General features: G+C 41.8%; 23 protein-coding genes. 7 read left to right on the top strand and 16 right to left on the bottom strand.

All coding sequences use genetic code 11. The features are described 5' to 3' along the window. Positions 1-376: 376 nt before the first annotated feature. Positions 377-1,315 (bottom strand): alpha/beta hydrolase, encoded by a 939-nt coding sequence (locus NR125_RS18180; RefSeq protein WP_009335861.1) that lies wholly within the window; start codon positions 1,313-1,315, stop codon positions 377-379. A 127-nt stretch (positions 1,316-1,442) separates the two neighbouring features. Between NR125_RS18180 and NR125_RS18175 the strand changes: the two genes are divergently transcribed. Beyond that, a complete protein-coding gene (locus tag NR125_RS18175; protein ID WP_009335862.1) occupies positions 1,443-1,766 on the top strand; it encodes a hypothetical protein in 324 nt (107 codons plus the stop codon). 52 nt (positions 1,767-1,818) lie between these two features. Here NR125_RS18175 and NR125_RS18170 read toward each other — a convergent pair whose 3' ends face one another. Beyond that, positions 1,819-2,148 (bottom strand): winged helix-turn-helix transcriptional regulator, encoded by a 330-nt coding sequence (locus tag NR125_RS18170; protein ID WP_009335863.1) that lies wholly within the window; start codon positions 2,146-2,148, stop codon positions 1,819-1,821. Positions 2,149-2,436: 288 nt separating this feature from the next. On the opposite strand from NR125_RS18170, the gene NR125_RS18165 reads away from it, so the two are divergent. Both NR125_RS18165 and NR125_RS18160 read left to right on the top strand, forming a co-directional pair. Continuing rightward, positions 2,437-3,645, top strand: a complete 1,209-nt coding sequence (locus NR125_RS18165) for an MFS transporter (RefSeq protein ID WP_009335864.1) — start codon at positions 2,437-2,439, stop codon at positions 3,643-3,645. A 16-nt stretch (positions 3,646-3,661) separates the two neighbouring features. After that, entirely contained in the window at positions 3,662-4,495 is an 834-nt protein-coding gene (locus NR125_RS18160; RefSeq protein WP_009335865.1) for an aldo/keto reductase, read from the top strand. A 46-nt stretch (positions 4,496-4,541) separates the two neighbouring features. Here the strand turns inward: NR125_RS18160 and NR125_RS18155 are convergent, their stop codons facing one another. The 4 genes from NR125_RS18155 to NR125_RS18140 all read right to left on the bottom strand — a co-directional run bounded on the left by NR125_RS18155 (position 4,542) and on the right by NR125_RS18140 (position 7,763). After that, the gene (locus tag NR125_RS18155; protein WP_009335866.1) at positions 4,542-6,173 is read right to left on the bottom strand and encodes an ATP-binding protein; all 1,632 of its coding nucleotides are present in this window, start codon (positions 6,171-6,173) and stop codon (positions 4,542-4,544) included. Positions 6,174-6,312: 139 nt separating this feature from the next. Continuing rightward, positions 6,313-6,654: a zinc ribbon domain-containing protein YjdM gene (locus NR125_RS18150; RefSeq protein WP_009335867.1), complete on the bottom strand. Its 342-nt coding sequence runs from the start codon at positions 6,652-6,654 to the stop codon at positions 6,313-6,315. Then, the gene (locus tag NR125_RS18145; protein ID WP_009335868.1) at positions 6,647-7,429 is read right to left on the bottom strand and encodes a hypothetical protein; all 783 of its coding nucleotides are present in this window, start codon (positions 7,427-7,429) and stop codon (positions 6,647-6,649) included. Before NR125_RS18145 ends, NR125_RS18150 begins: the two co-directional genes overlap by 8 nt. Further along, entirely contained in the window at positions 7,410-7,763 is a 354-nt protein-coding gene (locus NR125_RS18140) for a PadR family transcriptional regulator (RefSeq protein WP_009335869.1), read from the bottom strand. The genes NR125_RS18145 and NR125_RS18140 overlap by 20 nt, the downstream gene beginning before the upstream one ends. 572 nt (positions 7,764-8,335) lie before the next feature. Here NR125_RS18140 and ahpC point away from each other — a divergent pair. Continuing rightward, positions 8,336-8,899, top strand: coding sequence for an alkyl hydroperoxide reductase subunit C (ahpC, locus tag NR125_RS18135; RefSeq protein WP_009335870.1), 564 nt, complete (start codon positions 8,336-8,338; stop codon positions 8,897-8,899). Positions 8,900-8,913: 14 nt separating this feature from the next. Next, a complete protein-coding gene (ahpF, locus tag NR125_RS18130) occupies positions 8,914-10,443 on the top strand; it encodes an alkyl hydroperoxide reductase subunit F (RefSeq protein WP_009335871.1) in 1,530 nt (509 codons plus the stop codon). A gap of 376 nt (positions 10,444-10,819) precedes the next feature. On the opposite strand, the gene NR125_RS18125 is transcribed toward ahpF, so the two are convergent. From NR125_RS18125 to NR125_RS18110, 4 genes are all read right to left on the bottom strand, one after another. Then, on the bottom strand, positions 10,820-12,178 hold the full coding sequence (locus NR125_RS18125; RefSeq protein WP_256815864.1) for a 6-phospho-alpha-glucosidase: 1,359 nt from the start codon (positions 12,176-12,178) through the stop codon (positions 10,820-10,822). After that, the gene (locus NR125_RS18120) at positions 12,165-13,736 is read right to left on the bottom strand and encodes a PTS transporter subunit EIIC (RefSeq protein ID WP_256815863.1); all 1,572 of its coding nucleotides are present in this window, start codon (positions 13,734-13,736) and stop codon (positions 12,165-12,167) included. Before NR125_RS18120 ends, NR125_RS18125 begins: the two co-directional genes overlap by 14 nt. 132 nt (positions 13,737-13,868) lie before the next feature. Next, positions 13,869-14,669: a MurR/RpiR family transcriptional regulator gene (locus tag NR125_RS18115; RefSeq protein WP_009335875.1), complete on the bottom strand. Its 801-nt coding sequence runs from the start codon at positions 14,667-14,669 to the stop codon at positions 13,869-13,871. A gap of 162 nt (positions 14,670-14,831) precedes the next feature. Continuing rightward, positions 14,832-15,449 (bottom strand): DUF3298 and DUF4163 domain-containing protein, encoded by a 618-nt coding sequence (locus NR125_RS18110; RefSeq protein WP_009335876.1) that lies wholly within the window; start codon positions 15,447-15,449, stop codon positions 14,832-14,834. Positions 15,450-15,574: 125 nt separating this feature from the next. Here NR125_RS18110 and NR125_RS18105 point away from each other — a divergent pair, with 125 nt between their 5' ends. Both NR125_RS18105 and NR125_RS18100 read left to right on the top strand, forming a co-directional pair. Beyond that, positions 15,575-17,308, top strand: coding sequence for an ABC transporter ATP-binding protein (locus NR125_RS18105; protein ID WP_009335877.1), 1,734 nt, complete (start codon positions 15,575-15,577; stop codon positions 17,306-17,308). Between the two features lie 180 nt (positions 17,309-17,488). Continuing rightward, positions 17,489-17,707 carry a hypothetical protein gene (locus NR125_RS18100; protein ID WP_009335878.1) on the top strand — a complete coding sequence of 73 codons (219 nt, stop codon included), beginning with the start codon at positions 17,489-17,491 and terminating at the stop codon, positions 17,705-17,707. Positions 17,708-17,853: 146 nt separating this feature from the next. On the opposite strand, the gene NR125_RS18095 is transcribed toward NR125_RS18100, so the two are convergent. Genes NR125_RS18095 through NR125_RS18070 form a run of 6 tightly spaced genes read right to left on the bottom strand, consistent with a single transcriptional unit; the run spans position 17,854 to position 24,689 of the window. Continuing rightward, complete coding sequence (locus NR125_RS18095; RefSeq protein WP_009335879.1) at positions 17,854-18,681, bottom strand: sugar phosphate isomerase/epimerase family protein; 828 nt, start codon at positions 18,679-18,681, stop codon at positions 17,854-17,856. Next, the gene (locus NR125_RS18090; RefSeq protein WP_071156445.1) at positions 18,678-19,661 is read right to left on the bottom strand and encodes a DUF6005 family protein; all 984 of its coding nucleotides are present in this window, start codon (positions 19,659-19,661) and stop codon (positions 18,678-18,680) included. Before NR125_RS18090 ends, NR125_RS18095 begins: the two co-directional genes overlap by 4 nt. Next, on the bottom strand, positions 19,654-19,932 hold the full coding sequence (gene asbD, locus NR125_RS18085; protein WP_009335881.1) for a petrobactin biosynthesis protein AsbD: 279 nt from the start codon (positions 19,930-19,932) through the stop codon (positions 19,654-19,656). The genes NR125_RS18090 and asbD overlap by 8 nt, the downstream gene beginning before the upstream one ends. Continuing rightward, a complete protein-coding gene (locus NR125_RS18080) occupies positions 19,929-21,164 on the bottom strand; it encodes an AMP-binding protein (RefSeq protein ID WP_009335882.1) in 1,236 nt (411 codons plus the stop codon). Before NR125_RS18080 ends, asbD begins: the two co-directional genes overlap by 4 nt. A 20-nt stretch (positions 21,165-21,184) precedes the next feature. Next, positions 21,185-22,891, bottom strand: coding sequence for an IucA/IucC family protein (locus NR125_RS18075; RefSeq protein ID WP_009335883.1), 1,707 nt, complete (start codon positions 22,889-22,891; stop codon positions 21,185-21,187). Then, on the bottom strand, positions 22,863-24,689 hold the full coding sequence (locus NR125_RS18070; RefSeq protein WP_256815862.1) for an IucA/IucC family protein: 1,827 nt from the start codon (positions 24,687-24,689) through the stop codon (positions 22,863-22,865). Before NR125_RS18070 ends, NR125_RS18075 begins: the two co-directional genes overlap by 29 nt.

Here is a 24,689-nt window from a genome sequence, read left to right as displayed (position 1 = left end):
CGTTCGTCCTGAGCCAGGATCAAACTCTCCATATAAGAGTTGATTAAGCTCATAAGTTGTCTTTTCAAAAAAGACTAAAGAATTAACGTTGACGTTTCTGTTTTGTTTAGTTTTCAAAGAACTAATGTGCTAACTTCTTTCGAAGTGACAACGAAATTAATCTTACCATCTTCACTTTAAGAAGTCAACAATCTTTTTTATTTTTTTCTGTTTGATGTTCAAACAGTTTAAAAGCTTATATTTGCCGCCGATTTGTGAATACCTCTAAGCGACAAAAACTATCTTACAATAATATAGACGCCGAAGTCAATACTTTATAAAAAAATTTGCATGAACAATAAATTTCTCTACACTGCGCACATGCAGCTTCTCTTCTTTATAGAATATAGCTTTTAGCCCAATTTTCAATTATGTTCAGCATTTCAGCGCTCAATGGCTTTGAAAGACTCCCTTTATAAATTGACTTCAGCTTAACTATGGAAGCTTCTTCTTCCTGGTCCCTAAGGAGATGGTTCATCTTCGGCACATTATAGCTCTCAGCCCGGCCATTCACTTTTTCAGCAAAAAGATGCACATGATCAGGATTTACTTGAACATCTTTCTTCCCGGTAATTGCAAGAACTGGACATGTAATCGCGGCCAAATCTTCTTTTATATTATATTGAAAATGCTCTCGTGCCCATTTTGCATTAATCTTTGTAAATCCTTTTTTCATCACCGTCTTCTCCGATCCCATCAATTCATCGAAAACCTTCTTTTGTTTGGAGACAGCAGTTTTATGAACGTTTAAAGCACGAAGAAGAACACCATTAACTCCCTTCATCTCATTAACTTCCTCTTCCAGCAGTCTTGCTTGTAATTCAGAAGCCTTTCTGACATTATCCGCGTTACCGGCAAGCAGGATTATTCCCGCAGCATCTGCCTGCCTATTAATAGGAGGAATTAAGGAGCATCCTTCGCTATGACCCAGCAGGAAGATTCTTTCAGGATTGATTTCCGGCAGCTCTCGTGCCGCCTTCACGGCGGCTATCCCATCATTAACTAAATCCCACATTCCTGTTTCATAAAAATCACCGCCGCTTATTCCTGCTCCCCGCTTATCATATCTGAGGACAGCCACCCCAATGGAAGCAAAAAACTCAGCAAGCAACTTATAAGCATTCATCTGCATAACCTTTGCATTGCCATCCCGGTCGACTGGACCTGAGCCATGAAATATAACAACAAGAGGAAATTTCCCTTCTGACTTCTTCGGAAGGCTCACTGTTCCCTTGAGGTTTACATCTGTTTTAAAATCAATCTCACGTTCTTTCATTATCAGCACCCCTATGCAGCGACTTTACATATAAGACGCTTACTAATATATAACGTTCAGTTTTTTATTAAATTTTTTAAGGCAATACTAATTGCAAATCTTATTTGCAATAGAAAGGGGTGAATTCATGCCAAAGAAAGCAGCTGCAGAAGGCAGAGATGATGAGAGCAAAAAAGATACTGCAGAATCATCAAGTGCAAATGAAAAAAGTGAAAATGAGGTCAGCAAGCTGAATCGAATGTTAGCTGCTGTATTGAATTATCTGTCGGATGATGAGGTGGAAGAAATCGATATCGAGTATTTGCTTGCAAATACGGAAGGCCTTCGGGAATGGTGGGACCAATACAGGGAAACTAATAAGAAACAAATCGAGGAAGAAATAAAGAAATCACTTGGCTCATTATCGCTTGAGGAGCTTGAGAGCATCCGCGAACAAATAAAGAGTAAATAGCTCTGCCACATAAAAAAGACTCGTTTGCCTTAAGCATACGAGTCCTTGTTTTTTATTGTTCTACAAGCTCTCCGCCTGTTAATTCAATATGTCCTTCCCCCCAATTGCACATTGCATCCAGGATTGGGCGAAGTGACCATCCATAATCTGTTAATGAATAGACAACCTTAGGAGGAACTTGATCAAAAACAGCACGGTTTACAACGCCATCCGCTTCAAGTTCGCGCAGCTGCTGAGTCAGCATTTTTTGTGTAATCCCAGGCATAAGCCGCTTAAGCTCGCTAGTACGTTTTTCACCTTTAATTAAATGACACATGATTACAACTTTCCACTTCCCGCCAATCACATCTAATGTAGCTTCTACCGGAATATTGTAAGCCAATTTCCTTCCCCCTCTGTTTGGCAGGCACTAAAAAGTACCTACATTACTTTAAAGTGCGTACTATTCATTTCGAATCATGCCATCCATAATAGCATAAGGAAGCATAAAACAAAATGGTGAAATTGACCATAGGTTACTTTTTAGTACCTGCATTACTTTAAAGTACGTACTGTTCACCGTGTTTGGCATGCTCCATAATATCTTTCATCAAGACTGTATGGCCAAGGCGCCTGGCTATAATGTCTTTGCTCCATCCCATACTTTAAATATAAGGAGGATTCATTGCCAATGAGTTCTATTGCTATAAATGCACAAAAAGAAAAAGGCGGCACTCCTGCCCTGCTTGCACTCGCAATCAGTGCATTCGGAATTGGCACCACAGAGTTTGTGCCTGTTGGGCTGCTGTCGACCATTTCAGGTGATTTAGGAATTTCCATTACATTAGCAGGTTTATTGATTTCGGGCTATGCCATGGGAGTTGCCATTGGAGCACCTGTACTAACTGCTTTGACAAGTAAAATGAACAGAAAGTTTCTTCTCATGTCATTAATGGTTTTGTTTATCATCGGAAATTCTGTCGCAGCCCTGTCTACCTCTTTTTCCCTTTTGCTGGCTGCACGTTTCATTACAGCATTTTCACACGGAATCTTTTTCTCAATAGGCTCGACCATAGCCGCTGATTTAGTTCCAGAGAACAAACGCGCCAGTGCGATAGCCTTTATGTTCACTGGTTTGACTGTTGCAACCGTGACAGGTGTACCGCTCGGAACGTTTATCGGGCAGACATTTGGCTGGAGAGCCACATTTTTGGGAGTTGCACTGCTTGGGGTAATTGGAATTATCGCCAGTGCCATACTTGTTCCCAAAAACCTTAAGCAAGCACCAGCTTCTAAGTTTAGTGAACAGCTGAAAATTCTAAGCAGCGGAAAACTGTTTTTAGCTTTTAGCATTACCGCATTGGGATACGGCGGAACATTCGTTGCTTTTACCTACCTGACTCCGCTTCTCGAAGATGTAACAGGGTTTAGCCCAAAATGGGTCAGTATCATTCTGCTCGCTTACGGAGTGGCCGTGGCAATAGGCAATGTCCTTGGCGGAAAAGCTTCAGACAGGGATCCATTAAAAGCATTGTTTTGGATGTTCGCTCTGCAAGCCTTTATTCTTGTCCTGCTTACCTTTGCAGCACCTTTTAAAATTCTTGGTCTTGCTGCTATTTTCCTAATGGGCTTATTTGCTTTCATGAATGTGCCCGGCCTTCAAATTCTCGTGGTGAACCTGGCAGAGAAATATGTTCCTTCTGCTGTCAATGTTGCTTCTGCATTAAATATCGCTGCCTTTAACATCGGAATTGCTATCGGCTCATTTGCAGGCGGACTGATCGTCGACTCGATTGGCTTAATTCACACACCGTGGATAGGCGGAGTAATGGTGCTTGGGGCCGTATTTCTGACGGGATGGCTAAAAAAACTTGAGAAACAAAACAAACAAACTAACTAATTAAGGAGTGTCTTATATGAATAATCTATCTTTATCAAGTACTGCAGCACTTGCAAACGGAGTTAAAATGCCCATGGTTGGCCTTGGCGTATTTAAAGTAGAAAAGGAAGAAGAACTAATAACCGCTGTAAAAGCGGCAATTGAAATTGGATATAGAAGCATCGACACAGCATCCATCTATGGCAACGAGGAATGGGTGGGAGAAGCCATCCGCCAGTCTGGCATTAATAGAGAGGAACTCTTTATCACTTCAAAAGTCTGGAATTCCGACCAGGGCTATGAAGCAACACTTAAGGCGTTTAACACCTCATTGGAGAAAATGGGACTTGAATATCTTGACCTTTATTTGATCCATTGGCCTGTTGAGGGGAAATACACAGAAACTTGGAGAGCATTGGAAGACTTATATAAAGAAGGTAAAATCAAAACGATTGGCGTCAGCAACTTTCAGATCAGCCATTTAGAAAATCTATTGAAAACAGCTGAGATCAAACCAATGATTAATCAAATTGAATTGCACCCTAAATTGGCTCAAACTGAACTCCGCGCCTTTGCCGCCAAACATGATATGCACATTGAAGCGTGGGCTCCACTAATGCAGGGCGGATTATTTGAAAATGAGATCCTTAAGGAACTGGCTGAAAAACATGGAAAATCCATTGCACAAATTGTCCTAAGGTGGCACCTGCAAAACAGCATTATTGTCATCCCTAAGTCAACAAAGCCTCATCGCATCAAAGAAAATGCAGATTTATTCGATTTTGAACTATCTCAGCAGGACATGGAATTGATTGATTCTTTAGATGAACATTTACGCGTTGGACCAGATCCTGACAACTTTGATTTCTAAATAAAAGAGGCGAGGAGCAGCAGACTCCTCGTCTTTTCTTATTTGTCTAACGAATTTTCTGCCTTAAAAGCGGCAATGTAATCTCTATTAAAGTACCTTCACCAATCTTGCTTTTATATACGATGCTGCCATGATGCTGCTTAATGATCTTATGGCAAATCATAAGTCCCAGACCAGTCCCTTTTTCTTTTAGTGTATAAAAAGGTTCTCCCAGTCTCGGCAGAAATTCGTCAGGTATTCCGCATCCCTGATCCTGAAAGGAGACAATACATTCCCCTTCATTATTATCCTTGAGGGAAATCTCAATATCCCCTCCTTTTTCCATAGCCTCCATGGCGTTTTTTAAGATATTCAAAAAAACCTGCTTGATTTGATTTTTTTCACATGATATCAAAAAGTCACCATCTGCAAAATTCAGCTTGAACTGGATACCGTTCATATTTGCCTGGGGGGATAATAACTCGACTGTATTCTCTATAATATCCGTTAACTTAGCCGTGTCCATTTGAATGGCCTGCGGTTTTCCAAGCGAAAGCATTTCAGTGGTGATATTTTCAATGCGCTCCAGTTCGCTAAGCAGCAATGCATTAATTTGGCTATTGCCGCTCTTATAAAGCTGCAGAAACCCTTTGATGGTTGTAAGCGGGTTTCTGATTTCATGGGCAACCCCGGCTGCAAGCTCCCCGACAATCGATAGTTTCTCAGACTGCAAAAGAAATTCCTCTGCTTTTTTTCGCTCAGAAATATCTCTGCTAATCATGACAACATGCTCGATAACACCATTTTCACCCTCAACCGGCATACACCGTGACTCAAATTCAATCCAATGGCCTCCTCTGTGTTTTAGGCGGAACTCCATTGCCATACGCTCATTATTTTCGAATATCCTTTGCATGCCTGCCTGAAAATACTCCGCTTCATCTGGATGAATAACAAAATCAACTTCCATATTTTGCAATTCTGCTACTTCATATCCTAATACAAGCTCATGAGACGGAGATAAATAACTTAAACTGCGATCCCTGTCCATAACTGCGATTAGGTCTGATGTATTTTCAGCGATTAGCCGGTATTTAGATTCACTTTCTTCCAGCGTCTTTTCCATCCGCTTTTTTTCTGTGATGATTCGAATCAATCGTTCATAGGATTCAATCAGCAAACTCCCAACAATGACACCAAGCCCCACAAACAGAATATATTGCAGGTGAAAAATCGGGCTGTCCCTAAAAACATTAAAAATTATCGGTACCGTTATAATATAAATGGCACAATACACACCATATAATATGGCCGTTTTTCTAACTGCCTTATGTTGGCGGCAATATTTATGTATGACTGTAAAAGCAATCAAAATAAGCAATAACCCTATTATGGCAGGCAGCCAATTCTCACTGATTGCAAGCCTTGTGACAAGAGCAATAATTGCGGTAATAATCCCTGCCCCTGGCCCTAAATAGGAAAATACCAAAATCAGAATGGCATAACGAATATCATAGGAATAACCCTGCTCGTTAAAAGATAACCCCACAAGAATGACAGAAATAATTCCTGCATAAATGCCGCCCAAAAGATGCAGGTCCTTGAGCGGTTTATGACTGATAAACGAGCGGAGAATTAAAGGCACACTGACCAATAATGAAAAAATAGAGAGATTGACAATGTAGTCTAATAGTATCAAGGAGGCTCCCACCTATTTTGAGAAATTCTTAATATTCTTTCTTTATCATAAACCAGAGATGGTGACCTTTCCACTACTATTTTAGTACCCCCAAAAGGATATTTTAAAAGGCCAATCCTGAAAGGATAGGCCTTTTTCGTTACACTTTCTTCACAAACTCCGACTTAAGCTTCATGGCGCCAAAGCCATCGATCTTACATTCAATATCATGATCCCCATCCACGATGCGAATGTTTTTAACCTTGGTTCCAATCTTAATAACAGAAGAAGTGCCTTTCACTTTAAGATCTTTAATGACTGATACCGTATCTCCATCAGTAAGTACATTTCCATTAGAATCCTTAATCAACTTTTCGTCCTCGAAACTATTGATTTCGGATTCAGCTGTCCACTCATGTGCACATACCGGACATACAAAGAGCATCCCGTCCTCGTACGTATACTCTGAACTGCATTTCGGGCAATTAGGCAAGCTAGACATTTCGTTTTCCTCCATTGTTCAGCATTTTTTTCCTTTTAGCCATGAATACGAATATCATGACAGCCGCTATAATAATGAATGCTATAACAGTATATAAGATATATGTTGAATCTTCATTCACGTCCTGAGGAATAAACCGATTGGCAATGGATCCCGCAGACAAAAAAACGGGTAATATAATCGTAAACCATGTTTTTGTATAAATAGCAGATACGATAAATATGACCGCACAAATTGCCACAATAACATTATTCTGATAGGGTGTTGCAGTAAAAATCGGTTCAAATCCCTGTTTCTGATTCCATAGTAAAATTAAGACCATTGAGCCTGTAACAGCCATGCTGGTTACTAAAAGAAGAACCGCTCCCCACTTGGAATGAAGAAATTTAGGAAGCACTCTGAAAATCAGAAGACCATAAGCTCCGACTGCAATTACTCCTGTAATAACAGCGATCCAAAGTGTACCTTTGGATAATGAGAATTTCCCTTCAATTGCAGGACCAATGCTGATATAAGCACCCAGCAAAAGGACCATCAGCGGCACCAGCCCCGCAATCTGACGGTAATCGGTACTCATTGATTCCCCGATGCTTTTCATATATTGCTTTGGGCTATCCCCGATAATATGAGACACATCTTTCCCATCGGCTTCAGCTTCCATTAAATGCACTTCAAGCTCTTCTGTTATTTCATTTATTTCATCATCGTTTTTTCCTTTTGACATCAGGTAAAAACGAAGCTCTGACAAAAACTGTTCAGACTCCTTTGAGACCATTCTTCATATCCCCCTTTTTATTTAATACATTGTCAACAGATGAACTTACCTGTTCCCAGCGCCCGATAAATAACTCCAGCTCCTGCTCGCCTTTTTCAGTTAATGTGTAATATTTTCGTTTAGGTCCAGCTGTTGACTTTCGCAAAGTAGCACTGATCAGTCCTTCTTTTTGCATACGCAGAAGCAGCGGATAAATAGTGCCTTCGCTCAATGAGTGAAATCCATATGACTCCAATTTCGCCGCCAATTCATACCCATAAATCTCCCCTTCTTTAATTATGGCTAATAAACAACCGTCCAGAATTCCTTTTAACATTTGCGTGGTATCTGACATTGACCTTACTCCCTCCACTACCTTGCAATACAAGATATACTCTTACTATACCTCTCACTATATTGTAATGCAAGGTATTCTTGTAAAAACCAGGTAATTTTTTACTCTAATCAATCAAACGTTTGATTGAACTATTTTTACTGCCATATCGATTGTTTTTACCCAAAGAGGGAATAATAAGTGAATGTGGACCAGCACCTGATCATCGGCCGCCGTTTTTAAACACATTCTCAATTATAAACTTAAATCTCATATTAGTTGAGATTGATTGAGGCAAAAAAAGGGTAATCAAAATAAGGAAGAGTTATACTGTTATTAAGGAGCTTAAGGCTGTTTTAAAAGTTCCATTCCGTACTGATTTCACCCTAAAAAAAGCGCAATTAAACATCGGAGTCTTATCTTGCCACTTAAAGTTTTCGCCCTTCAGCCGAAAAGGAGCAAATTTTCACAGCTTATCCCTTGACAAAAAATATATCGTATATGATAATTATTACCGAATTAGAATTATTATTAAATAGTTCGCTATTTAATTAATAATCATATCACTCAACCATTTAAGGAGGAATTTTATCATGGCATTAATCGGTTCAGAAGTACTACCATTTGCAGCAAAAGCTTACCATAACGGTGATTTCATCGATGTTACTGAAGAAAACTTCAAAGGAAAGTGGAGCGTAGTATGCTTCTACCCAGCAGACTTCACATTCGTATGTCCTACTGAATTAGAAGATCTTCAAAATGAATATGCAACTTTAAAAGATATGGGAGCAGAAGTTTATTCTGTATCAACTGATACTCACTTCACTCATAAAGCATGGCACGATAACTCAGAAACAATCAACAAGATTGAATACGTTATGATTGGTGACCCTAACCAAAGAATTTCCCGCAACTTCGAAGTTCTGAACGAAGAAGATGGATTGGCTGAACGCGGAACATTCATCATCGATCCAGATGGCATCATCCAAACTGTTGAAATCAACGCTGGCGGAATTGGCCGTGACGCAAGCCAGGTTGTAAGCAAGCTTAAAGCAGCTCAATATGTACGCAACAACCCAGGTGAAGTTTGCCCGGCTAAGTGGAAAGAAGGATCTGAAACACTTAAGCCAAGCCTTGATCTAGTAGGTAAAATCTAAGGAGCACGATAATCATGTTACTTGATGCAGATATAAAAGCACAATTAGCTCAATATCTTCAGATGATGGAGGGCAACATCCTTCTAAAAGTCAGCGCTGGATCAGATAAAGTATCCAGCGACATGCTGGCTTTAGTAGATGAGCTAGCCAATATGTCCTCCCACATTAAAGTTGAGCGCACTGAATTACAAAGGACGCCAAGCTTTAGTGTAAATCGTCCAGGTGAAGATACTGGCATTACCTTTGCCGGCATTCCTCTTGGACATGAATTTACTTCCTTAGTGCTTGCTCTGCTTCAAGTTAGCGGTAGGGCACCTAAGGTTGACCAGAAAGTCATCGACCAGGTGAAGAAGATTGAGGGCGAATATCGTTTTGAAACTTATGTCAGCTTAAGCTGCCACAACTGCCCTGATGTAGTACAGGCTCTTAACGTCATGAGTGTTCTTAACCCTAATATTTCACACACAATGATCGATGGTGCTGCTTACAAAGAAGAAGTAGATGCTAAAGAAATCATGGCAGTTCCGACAGTTCTTCTAAATGGCGAATCATTCGGCAGCGGCCGTATGTCCCTTGAAGAAATTCTGGCGAAAATGGGAACAGGCCCTGACGCATCAGAGTTTGCAGATAAGGATCCTTATGATGTGCTTGTCATTGGCGGCGGCCCTGCGGGATCAAGCGCGGCAATCTATGCTGCACGCAAAGGCATCCGCACCGGCATCGTTGCTGAACGCTTTGGCGGCCAGGTAATGGATACTTTAGGCATCGAAAACTTTATTAGTGTGAAGCATACAGAAGGCCCTAAACTTGTTGCAAGCCTTGAAGAACATGTGAAAGATTATGGCATCGATGTCATGAATCTGCAGCGTGCAAAGAGACTTGAAAAGAAGGACCTTGTTGAAATTGAACTTGAAAATGGTGCTGTACTGAAAAGTAAATCAGTCATCCTTTCAACTGGTGCACGCTGGAGAAATGTCAACGTGCCAGGTGAAGCAGAGTTCAAAAACAAAGGGGTTGCTTACTGCCCTCACTGTGATGGCCCATTATTTGAAGGCAAAGATGTAGCTGTTATCGGCGGAGGCAACTCCGGTGTTGAAGCAGCCATTGACCTTGCAGGGATTGTTAACCATGTAACGGTTATCGAATTCAATCCTGAATTGAAAGCAGATGCCGTTCTGCAGGAACGTCTGAACAGCCTTCCAAACGTAACGGTTGTCACAAATGCTCAGACAACTGAAATTACCGGAACTGATAAAGTAAACGGTATTTCATACATGGATCGTGAGACAGAAAAACAACACCATGTTGAACTGCAAGGTGTATTCGTCCAAATCGGCCTTGTTCCTAACACAGATTGGTTAGGCGACCAGATCGAGCGTACTCGCTTCGGCGAAATCGTTGTGGACAAGCACGGTGCCACAAACATCCCTGGTGTATTTGCTGCAGGAGACTGTACAGACAGTGCTTACAAGCAAATCATTATCTCCATGGGATCTGGTGCAACGGCAGCTTTGGGTGCGTTTGACTATCTGATCCGTAATTAATTTTTAACCTAAAACCGCTTCCTGCCTTTGGCAGGAAGCGGTTTATTTTTGAGCACCATGGGAATTTGGTTCAGACTCATTCTTTCTTAGTTCCCCTTCCCCTGTCCGAATGAGCACTGTGTTCGGACTTACCAACTCGGTTTTCTTCTTCCCCTGTCCGAATAAGCACTGTGTTCGGACTCGCCAACTCGGTTTTCTTCTTCTCCTGTCCGAATAAGCACTGTGTTCGGACTCACCAACTCGGTTTTCTTCTTCTCCTGTCCGAATAAGCAACACTAAGTTGAAAAGCACCGCTATAACAACTTCCACCTTTTCAATCAAATGTTTGATTGAAATAGAAAAAGAGCACAGACATAGCCTGTGCCCTTCCATTCTATCAGTGTACCAATGAGCCTTCTTTATATTTCTTCTCAAGTGTTGGCCAATACTCCTTGTTGGCTTCAATCAGATCATCTAAAACCTTTTTAGCAACAATGGCAGATGGAATTGTCTTGTTAAGCGTGAATGCCTGTAATGCTTTTTCATAAGACCCCTCTGTTATGGCTTCCACCAAAATTTTTTCGGATGCCAATTGCTGTTCAATCATGGCTTTGTGGAAATATGGAATTTCCCCGACATACTCAGGAACAGGTCCTTTATTGGTAATAAGTGCAGGCACTTCGATCATGGCATCTGCCGGCAGGTTAGGAATTGTTCCATTGTTTTCTACCATTACAAGATATCGTTTTGCCAGATTCTGTGCAATGGATACAGTAACATCTACAATAAAAATTCCGTGTACACCCACATGAAACGCATCATCCAGGATGCCAGTCTCTTCAAATTTTCTAATTGTTTCAAACAAAGACTTTTCTCTTCCTTCCATAACCTCATTGGCACGGGTATGCTCTTTATTTGAATTCTCCACAATATAATCCGGCAACAGGTAATACTGCAGGTATGGATTAGGAATATAATCCGGGAAGAAATCCATGATCGGCTTAATATTTTTAAATGTCTTAATCCAGGAAGAATCAGCATGGCGATAATCAATTTTAGAGATGTCCTCTGTCAGCAGTCCCCATTTGCTGATATGCTCACGAAGCTCCGGAAGGCGGTCTTCTCCGTCCACTTCTACTTTGGTGAACCAGCCAAAGTGATTTAATCCAAAGTAATCTACCACAAGGTCTTCTCTCTCCACTCCAAGGATGCCCGCCATGTTGCGCATCGTTGCTACAGGCATATCGCAGATGTTAATAACCTTTGCATTAGGGCGCAGCTTCCGCACACCTTCTGCTACGATTGAAGCAGGATTTGAATAGTTGACAATCCAGCACGATTCCTTCGCATATTTTTCTACATCATCAATAAGTTCTACCATAGGGAAAATCGTTCTTAAACCATACGCCAATCCGCCAGGCCCGCACGTTTCCTGACCTACTACATTATGTGACAGAGGTATTTTCTCATCAAGCTCCCTCATCGCATATTTGCCGACACGCATTTGCGCAAATACAAAGTCTGCATCTTCAAATGCTGTTTCCGGATCAGTTGTCACGGTTATTTTAATAGAATCTGTATATTCTGCAATAACCGCTTTAGCAGCGACTGCTACTTTCGATTGGCGCTCTCCATCAATATCGTAAAATCTAATCTCGGATAATGGCAAATCTTCTAATCTATCCATTAAGCTTCTCACAATTCCTGGTGTATACGTGCTTCCGCCGCCCGCAATCGCTAATTTATACATTTTCATAATTTAGTCCTCCCAGTTTTTGATCAACTTGATCTCGAACAGACTTTACGTTCAGACCATATACAACTTGAACATTGTTGCCTGACTTGATGACTCCTTTTGATCCAGTTTCTTTTAACAGCTGTTCATCTACTGCATTTGGATCCTTTAAAACAAGTCTTAATCTTGTATAACAATTATCTACATTTTCAATATTTCCGCTTCCGCCAAGTGCAGTTACAATCGTTTCACCTAGAGGAGACCCTGCTGCTGCATTCCCTTTTGTCTGAACTTCTGCTGGCTGGACAGTTTCCTCTGTACCTTCTTCACGGCCAGGTGTTTTCAGGTTTAATTTCAGGATCAGGAATCTGAAGATGATAAAATAGGCAGCAAACATAATCAGACCTACGACAATGAACATAGGCCAATTGGACTTTTCTGTACCAAGCGGCAAATTATAAAGCAGGAAATCAATAACGCCATTCGCGCCGATTGCATGAACACCAAAGACATTTAAGAGCATCATTCCTGTACCAGCCAGAACTGCATGGATAAAAAACAGGATTGGAGCAGTAAATAGGAACGCGAATTCAATTGGCTCCGTTACCCCAAGCAGGAATGAAGTGACGGCTGCCGGCAGGAGAATCGCTTTTGCCATCGCTTTTTTATTTTTATCAGCCGTAACGTACATAGCTAAAGCTGCACCAATTAATCCGAACATCTTTGCCAGGCCGCGTGCATCCCAGTTTACTGTGCTGCTTAATACAGCCACACTTGGGTCAGCCATTTCAGCAAAATAAATATTCCTTGCCCCATGGACAACTTCTCCTGCAACAGTTGTCGTTCCGCCCAGTTCTGTATATAAGAACGGTGTATAAACAAGGTGATGTAGTCCTGTCGGAATCAGGATTCTTTCCAGGAAGCCATAGATAAGGAAACCAAAGTCCCCTAAGCTTCGGATACCATTAGCCAGCGCTGTAATTCCATTTTGAACAATCGGCCAAAACTCGGCTGCAAGCGCCCCTAGAACCATTGCACTTGGTATTGCTAAAATAGCTACAAAACGATGACCTGAATAGATGGAAAAAACACCTTTGAATTCTGTATCGCAATATTTATTATGAAGAACACCAACTAAAGCTCCGATTAAAATACCTGCGAACACACCCATCTCTAAAACTTGAACATTCAATACCATTGCCTGTCCGGAAATTTGCATATCCTCTGCAGGAACTAAACGCTCTGAAAGATTCAGGACCTGATGCATCGCATTAATAAAAATGACAAAGGTTACTAGACCTGTTAATGCTGCATAACCTTTATCTTTCTTTGCTAACCCGATCGGAATGCCGACCGCAAAGATCAATGCGAGATTCTGAAGTATCGAAACTGCCGAAGAAGAGATAAACTTTCCGATATTTTGTATTATCGGATTTTCAAGAAGCGGGACGTACTGTGCCAGGTTCCCGTTTCCAAACACATTGCCAAACGCAATGAAAAGACCAATGATCGGCAATATTAAAATCGGGGCAAACAAGGATTTTCCAAATAGCTGGAGACCATTCACCACTTGTTTCATAGATGTCTTCCTTTCTAAATAAAAGTAAACGCTATCATTTCACATCCACAGTATAGCTTGGATTATTAGCGGAAGGAATGGGAATGAAGGAATCTGTACAATGTCACTAAATAAAGTAACATGTTACAGGGCTTAATACTCTTTGATAATCCCCTTTTTAATCGCTAAAATCAGGATAATATCAATGAACATAAACATATTAGACTCAAACGATGTGATCTCAAATTCACGCTGGGATTCAATTGTCGGATCGAGAATAGTAAACACAATATCGGCCAATTTCGCTGTCGTGCTTTTATCATTTCCTGTGAACAGGACGGTCTTTAACCCCTTTTCCTTAGCAATTTGGACTTTTTCAATTACCTTGCTTGTCTCTCCAGATCGCGAAAAGACAATCATCAGCCCATACTTCTGGATATTATTAAAGAAAATCGCCCTGCTGTCACTAGTCGATGTATTTGAAACATAATACCCGAAAAGCTCCAATTTCTTAGCAAGATAATTGGAGAACAGCGTAGAAAAGCCTGCTCCATAAAAATAAATCATCTTATGCTTTTCAATTTCATTTAAAAATTCCTGGATGCTTTCCTCATCTATGTAATCAAATGTAGTTCTGATATTTTTTATAAATTCATTGATGCTCGCTTCCAATGGACGATGAATCTCTTCTACTGATTCAGCATCTGAACTATGCACCTTCTTCACTTTCAGACCAAGATTATATACAAACTCACTGTATCCGCTAAACCCCAGCTTTTTACACAAACGAATGATGGATGTAGTTGAAACAAACAGCTCATCCGCTGCTTTCCGTATACTTAAATGCTGGTCATCTATCTTGCTTTTAATTAAAAATGAAAGAATCTCTTTCTCTGACTGATTCAAGTCTTTATCAATTGTATAATCTAAATATATCTTCTCTGCATTATCCATTGATTCATCCTCTTTACATCTCATTTTTCTTATTATGACCGGCTGGTTCTATTTGCATTGCTTCTATTATTAATATCCTACTATTATATAGGCGACATCAAAAGAATTTACCTTTCTACAGCAAAAAAGGAATGCCGCATTAAAGCAGCTTTCCTTTTAACTTTAATTCACCGCCATCCTCCCCAGTGGCCCATTTTCATCAATAATATCCTGCAGTGCATAAACGGAAATCGGAAACATCGGGAATCCATAAGCATAAGGCGTTATTTCATACAGCTGGAAATAGATGATCAGTGCTTTATCCGCTATATAAAAGTCCTGATCTGGCCTGATTGCTTTAAAGTCTACTAAGAGCGGTATATCACGCTCCTTGATTTGCACCTTAATCAGTTCGGATATTTTTTTTACATAGTCACTTCCCGGCTTGAATAAATCCTTAAGCTCCACCTGCCTTCTCTTCTGAAGGTCAAATGTCAGCGATTTTATAACTGTCATTCCATGGGCAGCATGATAGTGATATACATAATTGTTCAAGGACAAACTCAGTACATCACGCTGATTATTTTTAATCTCATAGTATCCATACAAATCAACCACGGTTGTATCCATATTGCCTGTCTGCTCGTTAATGATCTGCTGGTTTTGTCGGACAATTGTACTGTTAATAAATTGCTGCAGCTGCTTATTTTGCATTCCTTTCACACGGGGATAATAAACCACTTTAGTCGGCCCGCTGCTGATTGTCACCGTTTTGATGCCTACTGGAAAGTTGATTGCCACGGCTATCCATCCTTTTTGGGTTTTTAACATTCTATTCATCGGATAGGCGTTAAGGTGCATAACAGGTAATGGAAGTTTCAATGGTATATAATGATATCGATATATAAGAGACAGGAGCACACAAAATGGATAAAAAGCAAACCAGCCTAAAACCATTCATTTCACTCATACTATCGACAAAAATACCAAAGGCTGCCCTCATCATTGGTTTAACAGCCAGCATTTTAACAACCTTGACTGGCCTTCTCGTACCGCTGCTGACCAAAAATCTGGTGGACGGTTTTTCTGTTAAATCTTTAAGCGTTCCGCTCATGATCGGAATTGGGGCAGCCTTTATCGTCCAGGCCATCATCAGCGGGATCTCCATCTACCTGCTCAGCTATGTCGGCCAAAAAGTGGTGGCGCGGCTTCGGGACCGGATGTGGATGAAGCTCATACGGCTGCCGGTCAGTTATTTTGACAAGCAATCCAGCGGCCAGACTGTCAGCCGTGTAGTTAATGATACCAGCATTGTCAGGGAGCTGATTACCAATCACTTTCCGCAATTTATTACCGGTATTATCAGTATTATCGGTGCAATTATTATCCTGCTTGTGATGGACTGGAAAATGACACTGCTGATGCTTACTTCTGTTCCTATTACACTGGCAATTATGATTCCACTTGGCCGAAAGATGGCCAAAATATCCCGTGGCCTTCAAGATGAAACTGCTATCTTTACCGGAAACATTACCCAAACACTCGGTGAAATCCGCTTAATGAAGTCTTCTACTGCAGAGCAAAATGAAGAAGAAAAGGGATTGGATGGGATCGACAAACTGCTTGGCTACGGCTTGCGGGAAGCCCGCATTTTTGCGATGATTGGTCCCACTATGTACCTGATCATGATGGTTGTTATTGTCATGATCATCGCCTATGGAGGCATGCGGGTGGCTAGCGGAACGATGTCAACGGGTTCTCTTGTAGCCTTTTTGCTGTATTTGTTCCAGATTATTATGCCAATTACCTCATTTGCGATGTTTTTTACTCAGCTGCAAAAAGCAATAGGCGCAACAGAACGGATCATTGATATTTTAGAGGAGCCTTTGGAAGACGGACAAGACGGCATCGAAATGGATATCAGCAGCAAGCCGATTACAATCAACAATGTCTCCTTCTCCTATAGCGCAGAAGAGAGTGTTCTGGAAAATATCTCTCTTGAAGCCCAGCCAGGTCAGATGATTGCACTGGCAGGTCCAAGCGGAAGCGGAAAAACAACCCTGTTTGGTTTGCTTGAACGATTTTACGAACCAGCTGCTGGTGAAATCAAAATTGGCGATACACCCATCCAGCAGATATCCCTTAAATCCTGGCGCAGCCAGATCGGCTATGTTTCACAGGAAAGCGCCATGATGGCAGGTACAATCCGTGAAAATTTATGCTATGGACTCGAAGATTCCAAAAGCATTGCGGATGAGAAGTTATGGGAAGTGGCGAAAATGGCATACGCCGATCAATTCATTGCCGACTTTCCGAAGGGGCTTGATACAGAAGTTGGTGAGCGGGGTGTGAAGCTATCCGGGGGACAAAGGCAGCGTATTGCTATAGCACGGGCTTTCCTGCGCGACCCTAAAATATTGATGATGGACGAAGCCACTGCCAGTCTGGACAGCCAATCTGAAGGTATCGTCCAGCAGGCCCTTACCCGCTTAATGGAAGGCCGGACAACTTTCGTCATCGCACACCGCCTTTCCACAATTGTCGACGCAGACCAAATTATTTTCATCGAAAAAGGCCAGGTCACAGGCATTGGCACACATTCCGAATTGACTCAATCACATGATCTATACCGTGAATTTGCCGAGCAGCAGCTTGCATAAGAAGTAGCCAGTCTATCAAAGACTGGCCATTTTACTGCAGATTTTGATTCCAGACCCCTCTTAAAACCGAAAACCTGTGATAAAATGTGACAAATTATCCATATAAACAAGAAGGTGAATTCCTTATAATGGAATTAAGATCTCAGTTAGTCATGCCAATCCAAAAGGAGGCTGAAGACTATGTCAATAGATCACACACTTAACATGCTTGAAACATTGAAATATTATTGTGACTCTGAAATCACTCAGACCTTTTCAAATGACAAGCAGCAGGTTTTATCTGTATGTTATTTGAAAAACAATCATTCTTTTGAAATTACCTACACAGAAACTAATATAAAGAAAAATTTCCGCCACATAGAATCAGCAGCAGAAGCAATCGAAAAAGCTTTAAGGTGATTAAGACATCCTTAAAGCTTTTTTTGATTGTTCTCCTTCCATGTAATTTACGAGTACAGGATACTGCTCCCTGCATCTGTTCATTTAAGCAGAAATCATACTGCAGCTTAAATCAATCAAACGTTTGAATGACTTTTTTCTGGCTGTTATAAAGCTTTCTCAGCCTGAAGAACTCTCATAATTTCCTTGCTGTCTTTTGTCAGAATGTCTTTCACATTTGGTCCAAACCATTCCAAAGATGCATCCATTTCCATCAAATTCGAAGCCTCTCTTAAAAACATCCTGTAATCTACAGCTCCTTCAAATAATGAAACCATGCCTTCCCTGCTGCCCGCTGCTGCATAGACATTATTAGGAGCAAACACGCCAAGCTGGGAACGGGACTGGATATTTTTAAAATGAAAGTGCGATATATATGGACGCAGCTGTTTTAGCGCAAAGATCGGATCCACTCCTGATTCCCATATATGAAGCACATCAAAATTAACCCTTAACGCTGAATGGTCTGTTTCCTCAATGAGCTGAAGTGTGGAGGATGGGTTATCTGTCAGTGTATTAGGATGAGTTTCAACCAGAAGCATCTGTCCCTCGGCTTCAGCCATTTTGCAGAGCATTTTCATGCGCGAAACCAGTTCGATTCTTTCCAGCCTGCTGATATCCGCACTGCCTTTTGTCCCGGCAAACGTTCTTACTTTCTTCGTTCCCCACCTATGTGCCAGTGCACATAATTTTTGCATTTCTGTCATTAAAACTGGAAGAGGAGCATCAAGAGGCAGATAGTCGCTCAGCATGGTCGTTTCAAGATTATAGGAGCTAAGCCACTCACTTCCATAATGAATATCTTCCGCCAGGTTTTTGGCATGTACACCCCATATTTCTATCCCCTGGAATCCATTTGTCTGGGCATAGTGTGCGATTTGGTCAATGGACTGAAGATGATGCCGGAATGAGATGGTGCAGAGAGATAGCTTCATAGAGTTGCCTCCTTCATATTTTGGGATTCCTGCAGTTTAATCCAGGCTTCAAAGCTTTTCTGCAATCCCTGCTTAATTTTAAATTCCAGGATATTTAGTTCATCCAGTTTTAAAGAGATTTCATTTTTCAAACCCAGGTTTCCTGTCATGGCAAGCTTCATCGCCCGATATTGGATAACCGTATATCCTTTTACGAGCTTCTCAATTTCATTACACCAGGCTTCAAAGCCTTCCCCTTCATACCCAAGTGAATCCCAGAAAAACGCAAAAGCATGTTCATAGGCGTATTTTCGGATGGCGAGGACAGGGAGTTCCCTTAATGCGAATGTCAATCCTGATAAAGCGTAGTTATCGCTTCCGGATGTATATAGACCGACAATCTTTCCAACTGCATCAGTCATTGGGTTGCAGTCAAGCTTAATGCATGTATTAAAATATGCCTCCACTGTTTCAGCAGATGGGGGAATGATATTGGCTGCATCAAAGAAATATCCCCCTTCAGCAGAAGGATCCTCAATAGCTGCCAAAATCCTCTCCTTCGGCAAAATTCCTTCCCAGCGGAAGTCCGGATCATACATAAACCATTCCTCTTCGTTTCCTGTCAATTCCAGCATCACATAATGCGGAAATGGACTTTGATGAAACTTATTCTCCCTTTCAGGCAGCTTGGACAAATCAAGCATCACCATTACATACTGGTGGTGCTTCTTGTTCTCAAGCAGGCCCAGAAGCTTGTTTATGTTTTCCTGTTTGCTGCGTTTTTCGTCATACCATCTATATAGCTTAATTCCATACAGCATTTCATACCATTGGTGGAAAAAATCATGGTCGATCCGTTTGGAATGATAGGTCAGAACTCCATTATCCAATACATCGAAATCAGCATCCCATACTCCGAAATAATAAGGTCTGTGATCGGCCCCTTGCGTCTTTTTGACTGCCTCACATACACAGCTCACAAAACAATGGACTTTAATCATAAGAAGCCTCCGCTGTGACAGGCTTCTGCAGGTGATTCAGAAAGTCGGCCAGGCTTCCTACAGTCCTGAAATCTTTAGGCACCAGCATTTCATCCGGGATATCAAAGCCAAGATCCACTTCCAAATGAAGGATAAGCTGCAGGATCATGATGGAATCCATATATAAATCTTCATTTAAACGGGCACCCTCATGAAAGGCCGCCATCGAAGGCAGTTCTATTTGATGCTGCATAATATCGTGTAAAGCCTGTAAAATTTCTTCTCTTGTCATGCCAGCACTCCTTCTCCTAGCCTTTTTCTGCTGATCTTGCCATTCGGGAGCTTTTCGATTTCTTCTGTCTGGATAAATTCCATCGGGATTTGGTAAGGAGCGAGATATTCCCTGCACCACTCCCGCAGTTCCTGCTCCTCTATAGGCTGGGTGCATACATACTGCGCACAGACTCTTTCTCCGGAAAGCGGGTGGATTTTTTTGTAAACCACTGCTTCTGCAATTCTTGGTTCTGCCATCAGGACATCTTCCACCTCCTGCGGATATACGTTCAATCCCGCTACATTAATGGTGTCATCCATTCTTGCAAGAAATGACAGGACACCGTCTTCCATAAAGCCAAGGTCCTTAGTAAAGATGGTTTTCTCAGAATCACGGATGATAATTTCATCAGGGTTTTCCTTACTTCCAGCCTCCACTTTTACATGGGGAAGCGGATAGCCCATCTCACGGGGGTCACATACATCCGGGTGAATGGCCACACACCCTGCCTCCGAACATCCATACTGCTGAAGAACCCGGTTTGAAACACTTTTTAAAGATTCCAGCCAGCCCGATGGCATTAAAGTGCCCGATGTCATCACACAATCGAACTGTACGCCATCACGAACCAGATGTGTTAATGTATGCAAAAGCGCAGGAGCCCCATAGAGAATATGCTTCGGATATTCCTTAATTTTGCTAAGCACATACTTCGGGTTCATATTTGTCAGAATGACCGGTTCCGAACCGCGCCTTAAGCTTGCAAATACGCCGCAGATCAACCCATATGAATGAGTAACCGGACAGGCAACAATAGATGTGGTCTGATGATCTGCCGGCAATACAGAAACATAGCTTTCCAGTTCAAGCTCGATGGAATCCCAGCTGCGTTCAATGCATTTTGGTGCACCAGTCGTACCCGAACTCATTTGGACCAGGACACCCTCACGGACATTCTTTTGTTTTGACAGTTCGATCGGTGTATGAGTATTTCCGTAAAGCAAGCTATGACTTCCAGCCGATGAAGCTATTCGGATTGCCCCTTCTTTCGGCATGGAAGGATGGATCGGAACAATGGATCCCCCTTTTCTGCGTACAAATAAACAAAGAGCGAGCCACTGAAACACATCCGGAATACAAACAGCTAATCTTCTATTTCCGCAATCACTTAAATGAGGAGTGTTTTCAAATTCTGTATATTGCTGCTCAAGGTCATCTAATGTATAGTAATGATCATTTACAAAAAACATCTCAATTCTCCTTTTGATGGTTATCTTAAAGAGTTTTTGACATAATGGCGAAACCCGCCAGCCTCATCTTTTTGAACTTTTCTCTTCAGCAGTGATTCCGCATAAATTACCGGTGCAGTATGCTGCAGCAAATAATTTCGGAATATCAATTCCGGATAACAGCTCAGGTGCTCCGTTAAAGCTTCTCCTGTCAGCTTCCAAAATCGCTTCTCACTGAAGCCATATTGCTCTTCAAGTACATAGGACAGTTCAGACAGATGAAAAACAAATAATGTATCCATTGCCAGTTCTCTAAGCGATTCAATAGAAGACATCCAATAATACTGATCTTCCCTGCCTTTTTTAAATTGTTCATGAATGCCCGCAAACTCCGGAATACGGTTTGGCTCCTCCAAAAAGTCATGGCAATACTCAACACTGTCATGGAAATCCCTCAGTGCAACACGTGTTGGCCAGCCGTCCTTATGAAGAAGAATCATATTCTGGGCATGCGCCTCAACGGCAATTCCATGCGCGGCCAGCAAATGCCATACAGGAACCACACATACTTCCACAAGCCTTTTCAGCCATTTTTCAATTCCATAGCGTTTCAGCCATTCGTCAATAAACGGAAATCCGTCCCTCTCCATTAATGGCAATGCCGTACAAGGCACCGCCGCTTCATCTTCTTCCATATAAAGCCGGATGCTCTCTCTCCATATAGCTCCGAACTTTGCGCAAGGTTCTTCCTCCTCGGGATGATAAGAAATCCCTGCGTATTCCTTAAGAATGACCAATGAAGCTTCATCTTTTAAAAATGGATCTCCTTCCACTGTATCTGCTATCCATTTGGAAATATGGGGTGCGGCACAAACCGCGTGTGTGTCCAGAGTTCTTAGCGATGATGTGTTCACCATATTCATCGATAGTTTCACATGAGCTTTTTCTGGATTTGTCATATTCCATAGCGTACGGACGGACTGTGTTGACCGATAAGAATCTCCGCTGCTCCCCAGAAGCACTATGTCTGCATCAGCATTTGCTAACTTCACCTGCCAGGGGTGAATGGGCAGAAATGTGTATTCTTCAAAGGTTTTGCCAATATGCTGCAAATCAGCAAGTAATTGTCCAAACATGGAAGGGCCAAGTTCCCGTTCCCAGAAACTTGTTTCATCCTCAAGCAGTTCGATTCTGGCATATTCACGTCTGACAGCTGCCCATTGCAGCTCGAATGACTGTCTTGCTTCCGGCCCATATGCCGCATGATCCCCAAGTGAAAATCCGCTTCTCGCCTTAAAGCAGGGATGGTAGGGGTGCCCTTCCCATATCTCTGATTCCAATTCTTCATAGCTGAAATTTCTCCTGGACATAGAATGCATTAGATGAGTTTCATTCCACTCACTCAGCAGAATGGTTTGTTCCAGCTCATTTATGAGCTGATTCCTTTTTTCCGGATCTGCAATAAGGTCTTCAGCCAATTCCTCAATCACGGTTTCTGTTCGTGAGCCATCAGGGTGGACTGAGCGAATGCTTCCTTCTATTAAACGCACACGGTCAAACGAAGTAATTTTCCCCTCACAGCAGTATGTTCGCCGATTTCCGAAAATCGTAAAATGTAAGAGCGGATCTTCTGGCCGTTCAGCCGATTTGGCATAATCCATTAATCCTTCAAAAATAATAGCCTCCATGAACTGTCTGAGTACTCTTCTTTCAATAGTTTTAGACAATTGCGGATGCAGCTTCAGCATAGTTTTCCTCCTTCTTCATGGCGGCGAATGGATTGGGCAAATAGGTGTATACCGCTTGTTCGTTCTTTGCCATCAGCTCATCAACATCATGAAATCGGGTTAAAAGATTGGCTTTATAAGATAATTTCTCAGATTGAAGAATATGCCGAATGAAACCTTTCCCCTGTCCAAACAATCCTTTTTCCAGAGAGCTCAGCTGGTTTCGGCACCATTTGATTAAACGGTCCTCACTGATAAGATCATCCTGCCCAAGTCTTGAGATGACTGAAAAAAGCTGATTCATGAACAGATAATATGTAAACCTTTCCTGAATGAGAGCATCCTCATAGAATAATTCCTGGCATTCTTCCAATTCAGGCAGCAGTTTGCAAAGTTTCTCTCTATGAAGATTTGATAGATAATATCCTTGATTATCCCTGTAAAAATAAGTTTCCGGGTAGCCGGAAGAAAGATCCAGAACGCTATTTTGCTGATGAGCCTCTAATGCCATCCCATGTTCATCATATAAACGAATGAGAGGCTCTATTGCACATTTCCAATATTTCCGGAACCATTCCATGCTGACATCTTGGATATTACGAGATTCTTCCAATGCTATTCTCTCAATGGTTCGGCGCAGCCTTGAACGCATGCCAGGCAAAGGATCCTGAACCAATGCCGCAATGGAAGTAATTCCTCTCTGTTTTTTTCCCTGAAATTGATTGGATCGCAGTATAACTTCAAAGCCTGATTCCTTCTGACCAGGGAATATGGCAGTAATATAGGCCGGATCATCAATCATCCTGAAAACCGGGTGTTCTTCTGTAAATCGGATTTTCTTGATTAACTCCGCCATAGCCGTGCCTGCCCTTAACTCATGGAAGCGATTTTTCCTTAGCGAATTTGTTATTTTTACCGGGACCGAAAACTTATACATCCACTCCTCTTCAGTATTGTAAACTGTCCTGATCGAAGAAGTAGCTGAATAATAAGGCCCCATACTGCCAAGGTCCTTTATAAGGCCCTTCTCTATTGCCTCTCTGACATAGTCCTGCTGCAGAAGCCATTGGGCCTGTAGAGGGTGCATTGGAATGAGGCATTCCTTTTCCGGAACAGTAAGGTGCGGCAGTGATTTTTTTATCGATTGAAGAATAATTTGACTTGCAGTTTCCTTGTCATTAGAGGATTCTTTTACCATCTCCCTGTCAAATTGGAAATAATGGAGCTGAAACTGTCCTTTTAATTCTGGCGCATAGCTTGGCTGCTGCCATCCAGTCATTCCTTGTCTGCTTTTCGGTGTAGGGTGAAGCCAGTGCCCAAACAGGAGCGATTGTTCTGCTTCAATGAAAGTACAATCCTCTGAATACAGGCTGTCCTCATCATTCATTCTCGCTTCAATATATGCCGCCATTGTCTGGTAGCTCTCAATCATCCTTAGCACAAGTTCATCAAAATGGGATGCAAGCTCATGACAGCCATTAGCTTTGGCCATCAAATGCATCTCATGGATTAGTGTAATCATCATCGGAAGTCTATCCTGGTGAATCCATTCCCGCCGATTTGAACAATATTTAAGTGCATGGCCGATTATATGTCTTCCTGTACGTGAACGATAAAGGACTTCGACAGCGAATTTAACGGACTGGCCAGATAATTCGATTTCTGCTACCGCCACCCCTGAAAGAGGGATGGATACCTGTTGTTCCTCAATCCACTCCCTGCTTTCCATCCAATGCCCGCTGTCCACTTCCCGCAAATAACTATTAATAAAAGCTTGAAACGTTGCATTTTCTGCAATTTGTTTGGCTGAATGATGCAT

The organism is Cytobacillus sp. Bac17 (assembly GCF_024519925.1).
GTDB classification, from domain to species: Bacteria; Bacillota; Bacilli; order Bacillales; family Cytobacillaceae; genus Cytobacillus; species Cytobacillus pseudoceanisediminis.
The sequence above is the reverse complement of the archived record's forward strand: the minus strand, read 5'-3'. Positions and strand labels throughout refer to the sequence as shown.

Excerpts from the sequence above, each read along its gene's own strand:
- NR125_RS18100 (WP_009335878.1), top strand. The coding sequence starts at position 17,489 with ATGTCAATAGATCACACACTTAACATGCTTGAAACATTGAAATATTAT.
- ahpF (WP_009335871.1), top strand. The coding sequence starts at position 8,914 with ATGTTACTTGATGCAGATATAAAAGCACAATTAGCTCAATATCTTCAG.
- NR125_RS18165 (WP_009335864.1), top strand. The coding sequence starts at position 2,437 with ATGAGTTCTATTGCTATAAATGCACAAAAAGAAAAAGGCGGCACTCCT.
- NR125_RS18160 (WP_009335865.1), top strand. The coding sequence starts at position 3,662 with ATGAATAATCTATCTTTATCAAGTACTGCAGCACTTGCAAACGGAGTT.
- NR125_RS18175 (WP_009335862.1), top strand. The coding sequence starts at position 1,443 with ATGCCAAAGAAAGCAGCTGCAGAAGGCAGAGATGATGAGAGCAAAAAA.
- NR125_RS18120 (WP_256815863.1), bottom strand. The coding sequence starts at position 13,736 with ATGAAACAAGTGGTGAATGGTCTCCAGCTATTTGGAAAATCCTTGTTT.
- NR125_RS18145 (WP_009335868.1), bottom strand. The coding sequence starts at position 7,429 with ATGGTCTCAAAGGAGTCTGAACAGTTTTTGTCAGAGCTTCGTTTTTAC.
- NR125_RS18115 (WP_009335875.1), bottom strand. The coding sequence starts at position 14,669 with ATGGATAATGCAGAGAAGATATATTTAGATTATACAATTGATAAAGAC.
- NR125_RS18125 (WP_256815864.1), bottom strand. The coding sequence starts at position 12,178 with ATGAAAATGTATAAATTAGCGATTGCGGGCGGCGGAAGCACGTATACA.
- NR125_RS18090 (WP_071156445.1), bottom strand. The coding sequence starts at position 19,661 with ATGATTAAAGTCCATTGTTTTGTGAGCTGTGTATGTGAGGCAGTCAAA.
- NR125_RS18095 (WP_009335879.1), bottom strand. The coding sequence starts at position 18,681 with ATGAAGCTATCTCTCTGCACCATCTCATTCCGGCATCATCTTCAGTCC.
- NR125_RS18080 (WP_009335882.1), bottom strand. The coding sequence starts at position 21,164 with ATGTTTTTTGTAAATGATCATTACTATACATTAGATGACCTTGAGCAG.
- ahpC (WP_009335870.1), top strand. The coding sequence starts at position 8,336 with ATGGCATTAATCGGTTCAGAAGTACTACCATTTGCAGCAAAAGCTTAC.
- NR125_RS18150 (WP_009335867.1), bottom strand. The coding sequence starts at position 6,654 with ATGTCTAGCTTGCCTAATTGCCCGAAATGCAGTTCAGAGTATACGTAC.
- NR125_RS18105 (WP_009335877.1), top strand. The coding sequence starts at position 15,575 with ATGGATAAAAAGCAAACCAGCCTAAAACCATTCATTTCACTCATACTA.
- NR125_RS18140 (WP_009335869.1), bottom strand. The coding sequence starts at position 7,763 with ATGTCAGATACCACGCAAATGTTAAAAGGAATTCTGGACGGTTGTTTA.
- NR125_RS18075 (WP_009335883.1), bottom strand. The coding sequence starts at position 22,891 with ATGCTGAAGCTGCATCCGCAATTGTCTAAAACTATTGAAAGAAGAGTA.
- NR125_RS18070 (WP_256815862.1), bottom strand. The coding sequence starts at position 24,689 with ATGCATCATTCAGCCAAACAAATTGCAGAAAATGCAACGTTTCAAGCT.
- NR125_RS18180 (WP_009335861.1), bottom strand. The coding sequence starts at position 1,315 with ATGAAAGAACGTGAGATTGATTTTAAAACAGATGTAAACCTCAAGGGA.
- asbD (WP_009335881.1), bottom strand. The coding sequence starts at position 19,932 with ATGACAAGAGAAGAAATTTTACAGGCTTTACACGATATTATGCAGCAT.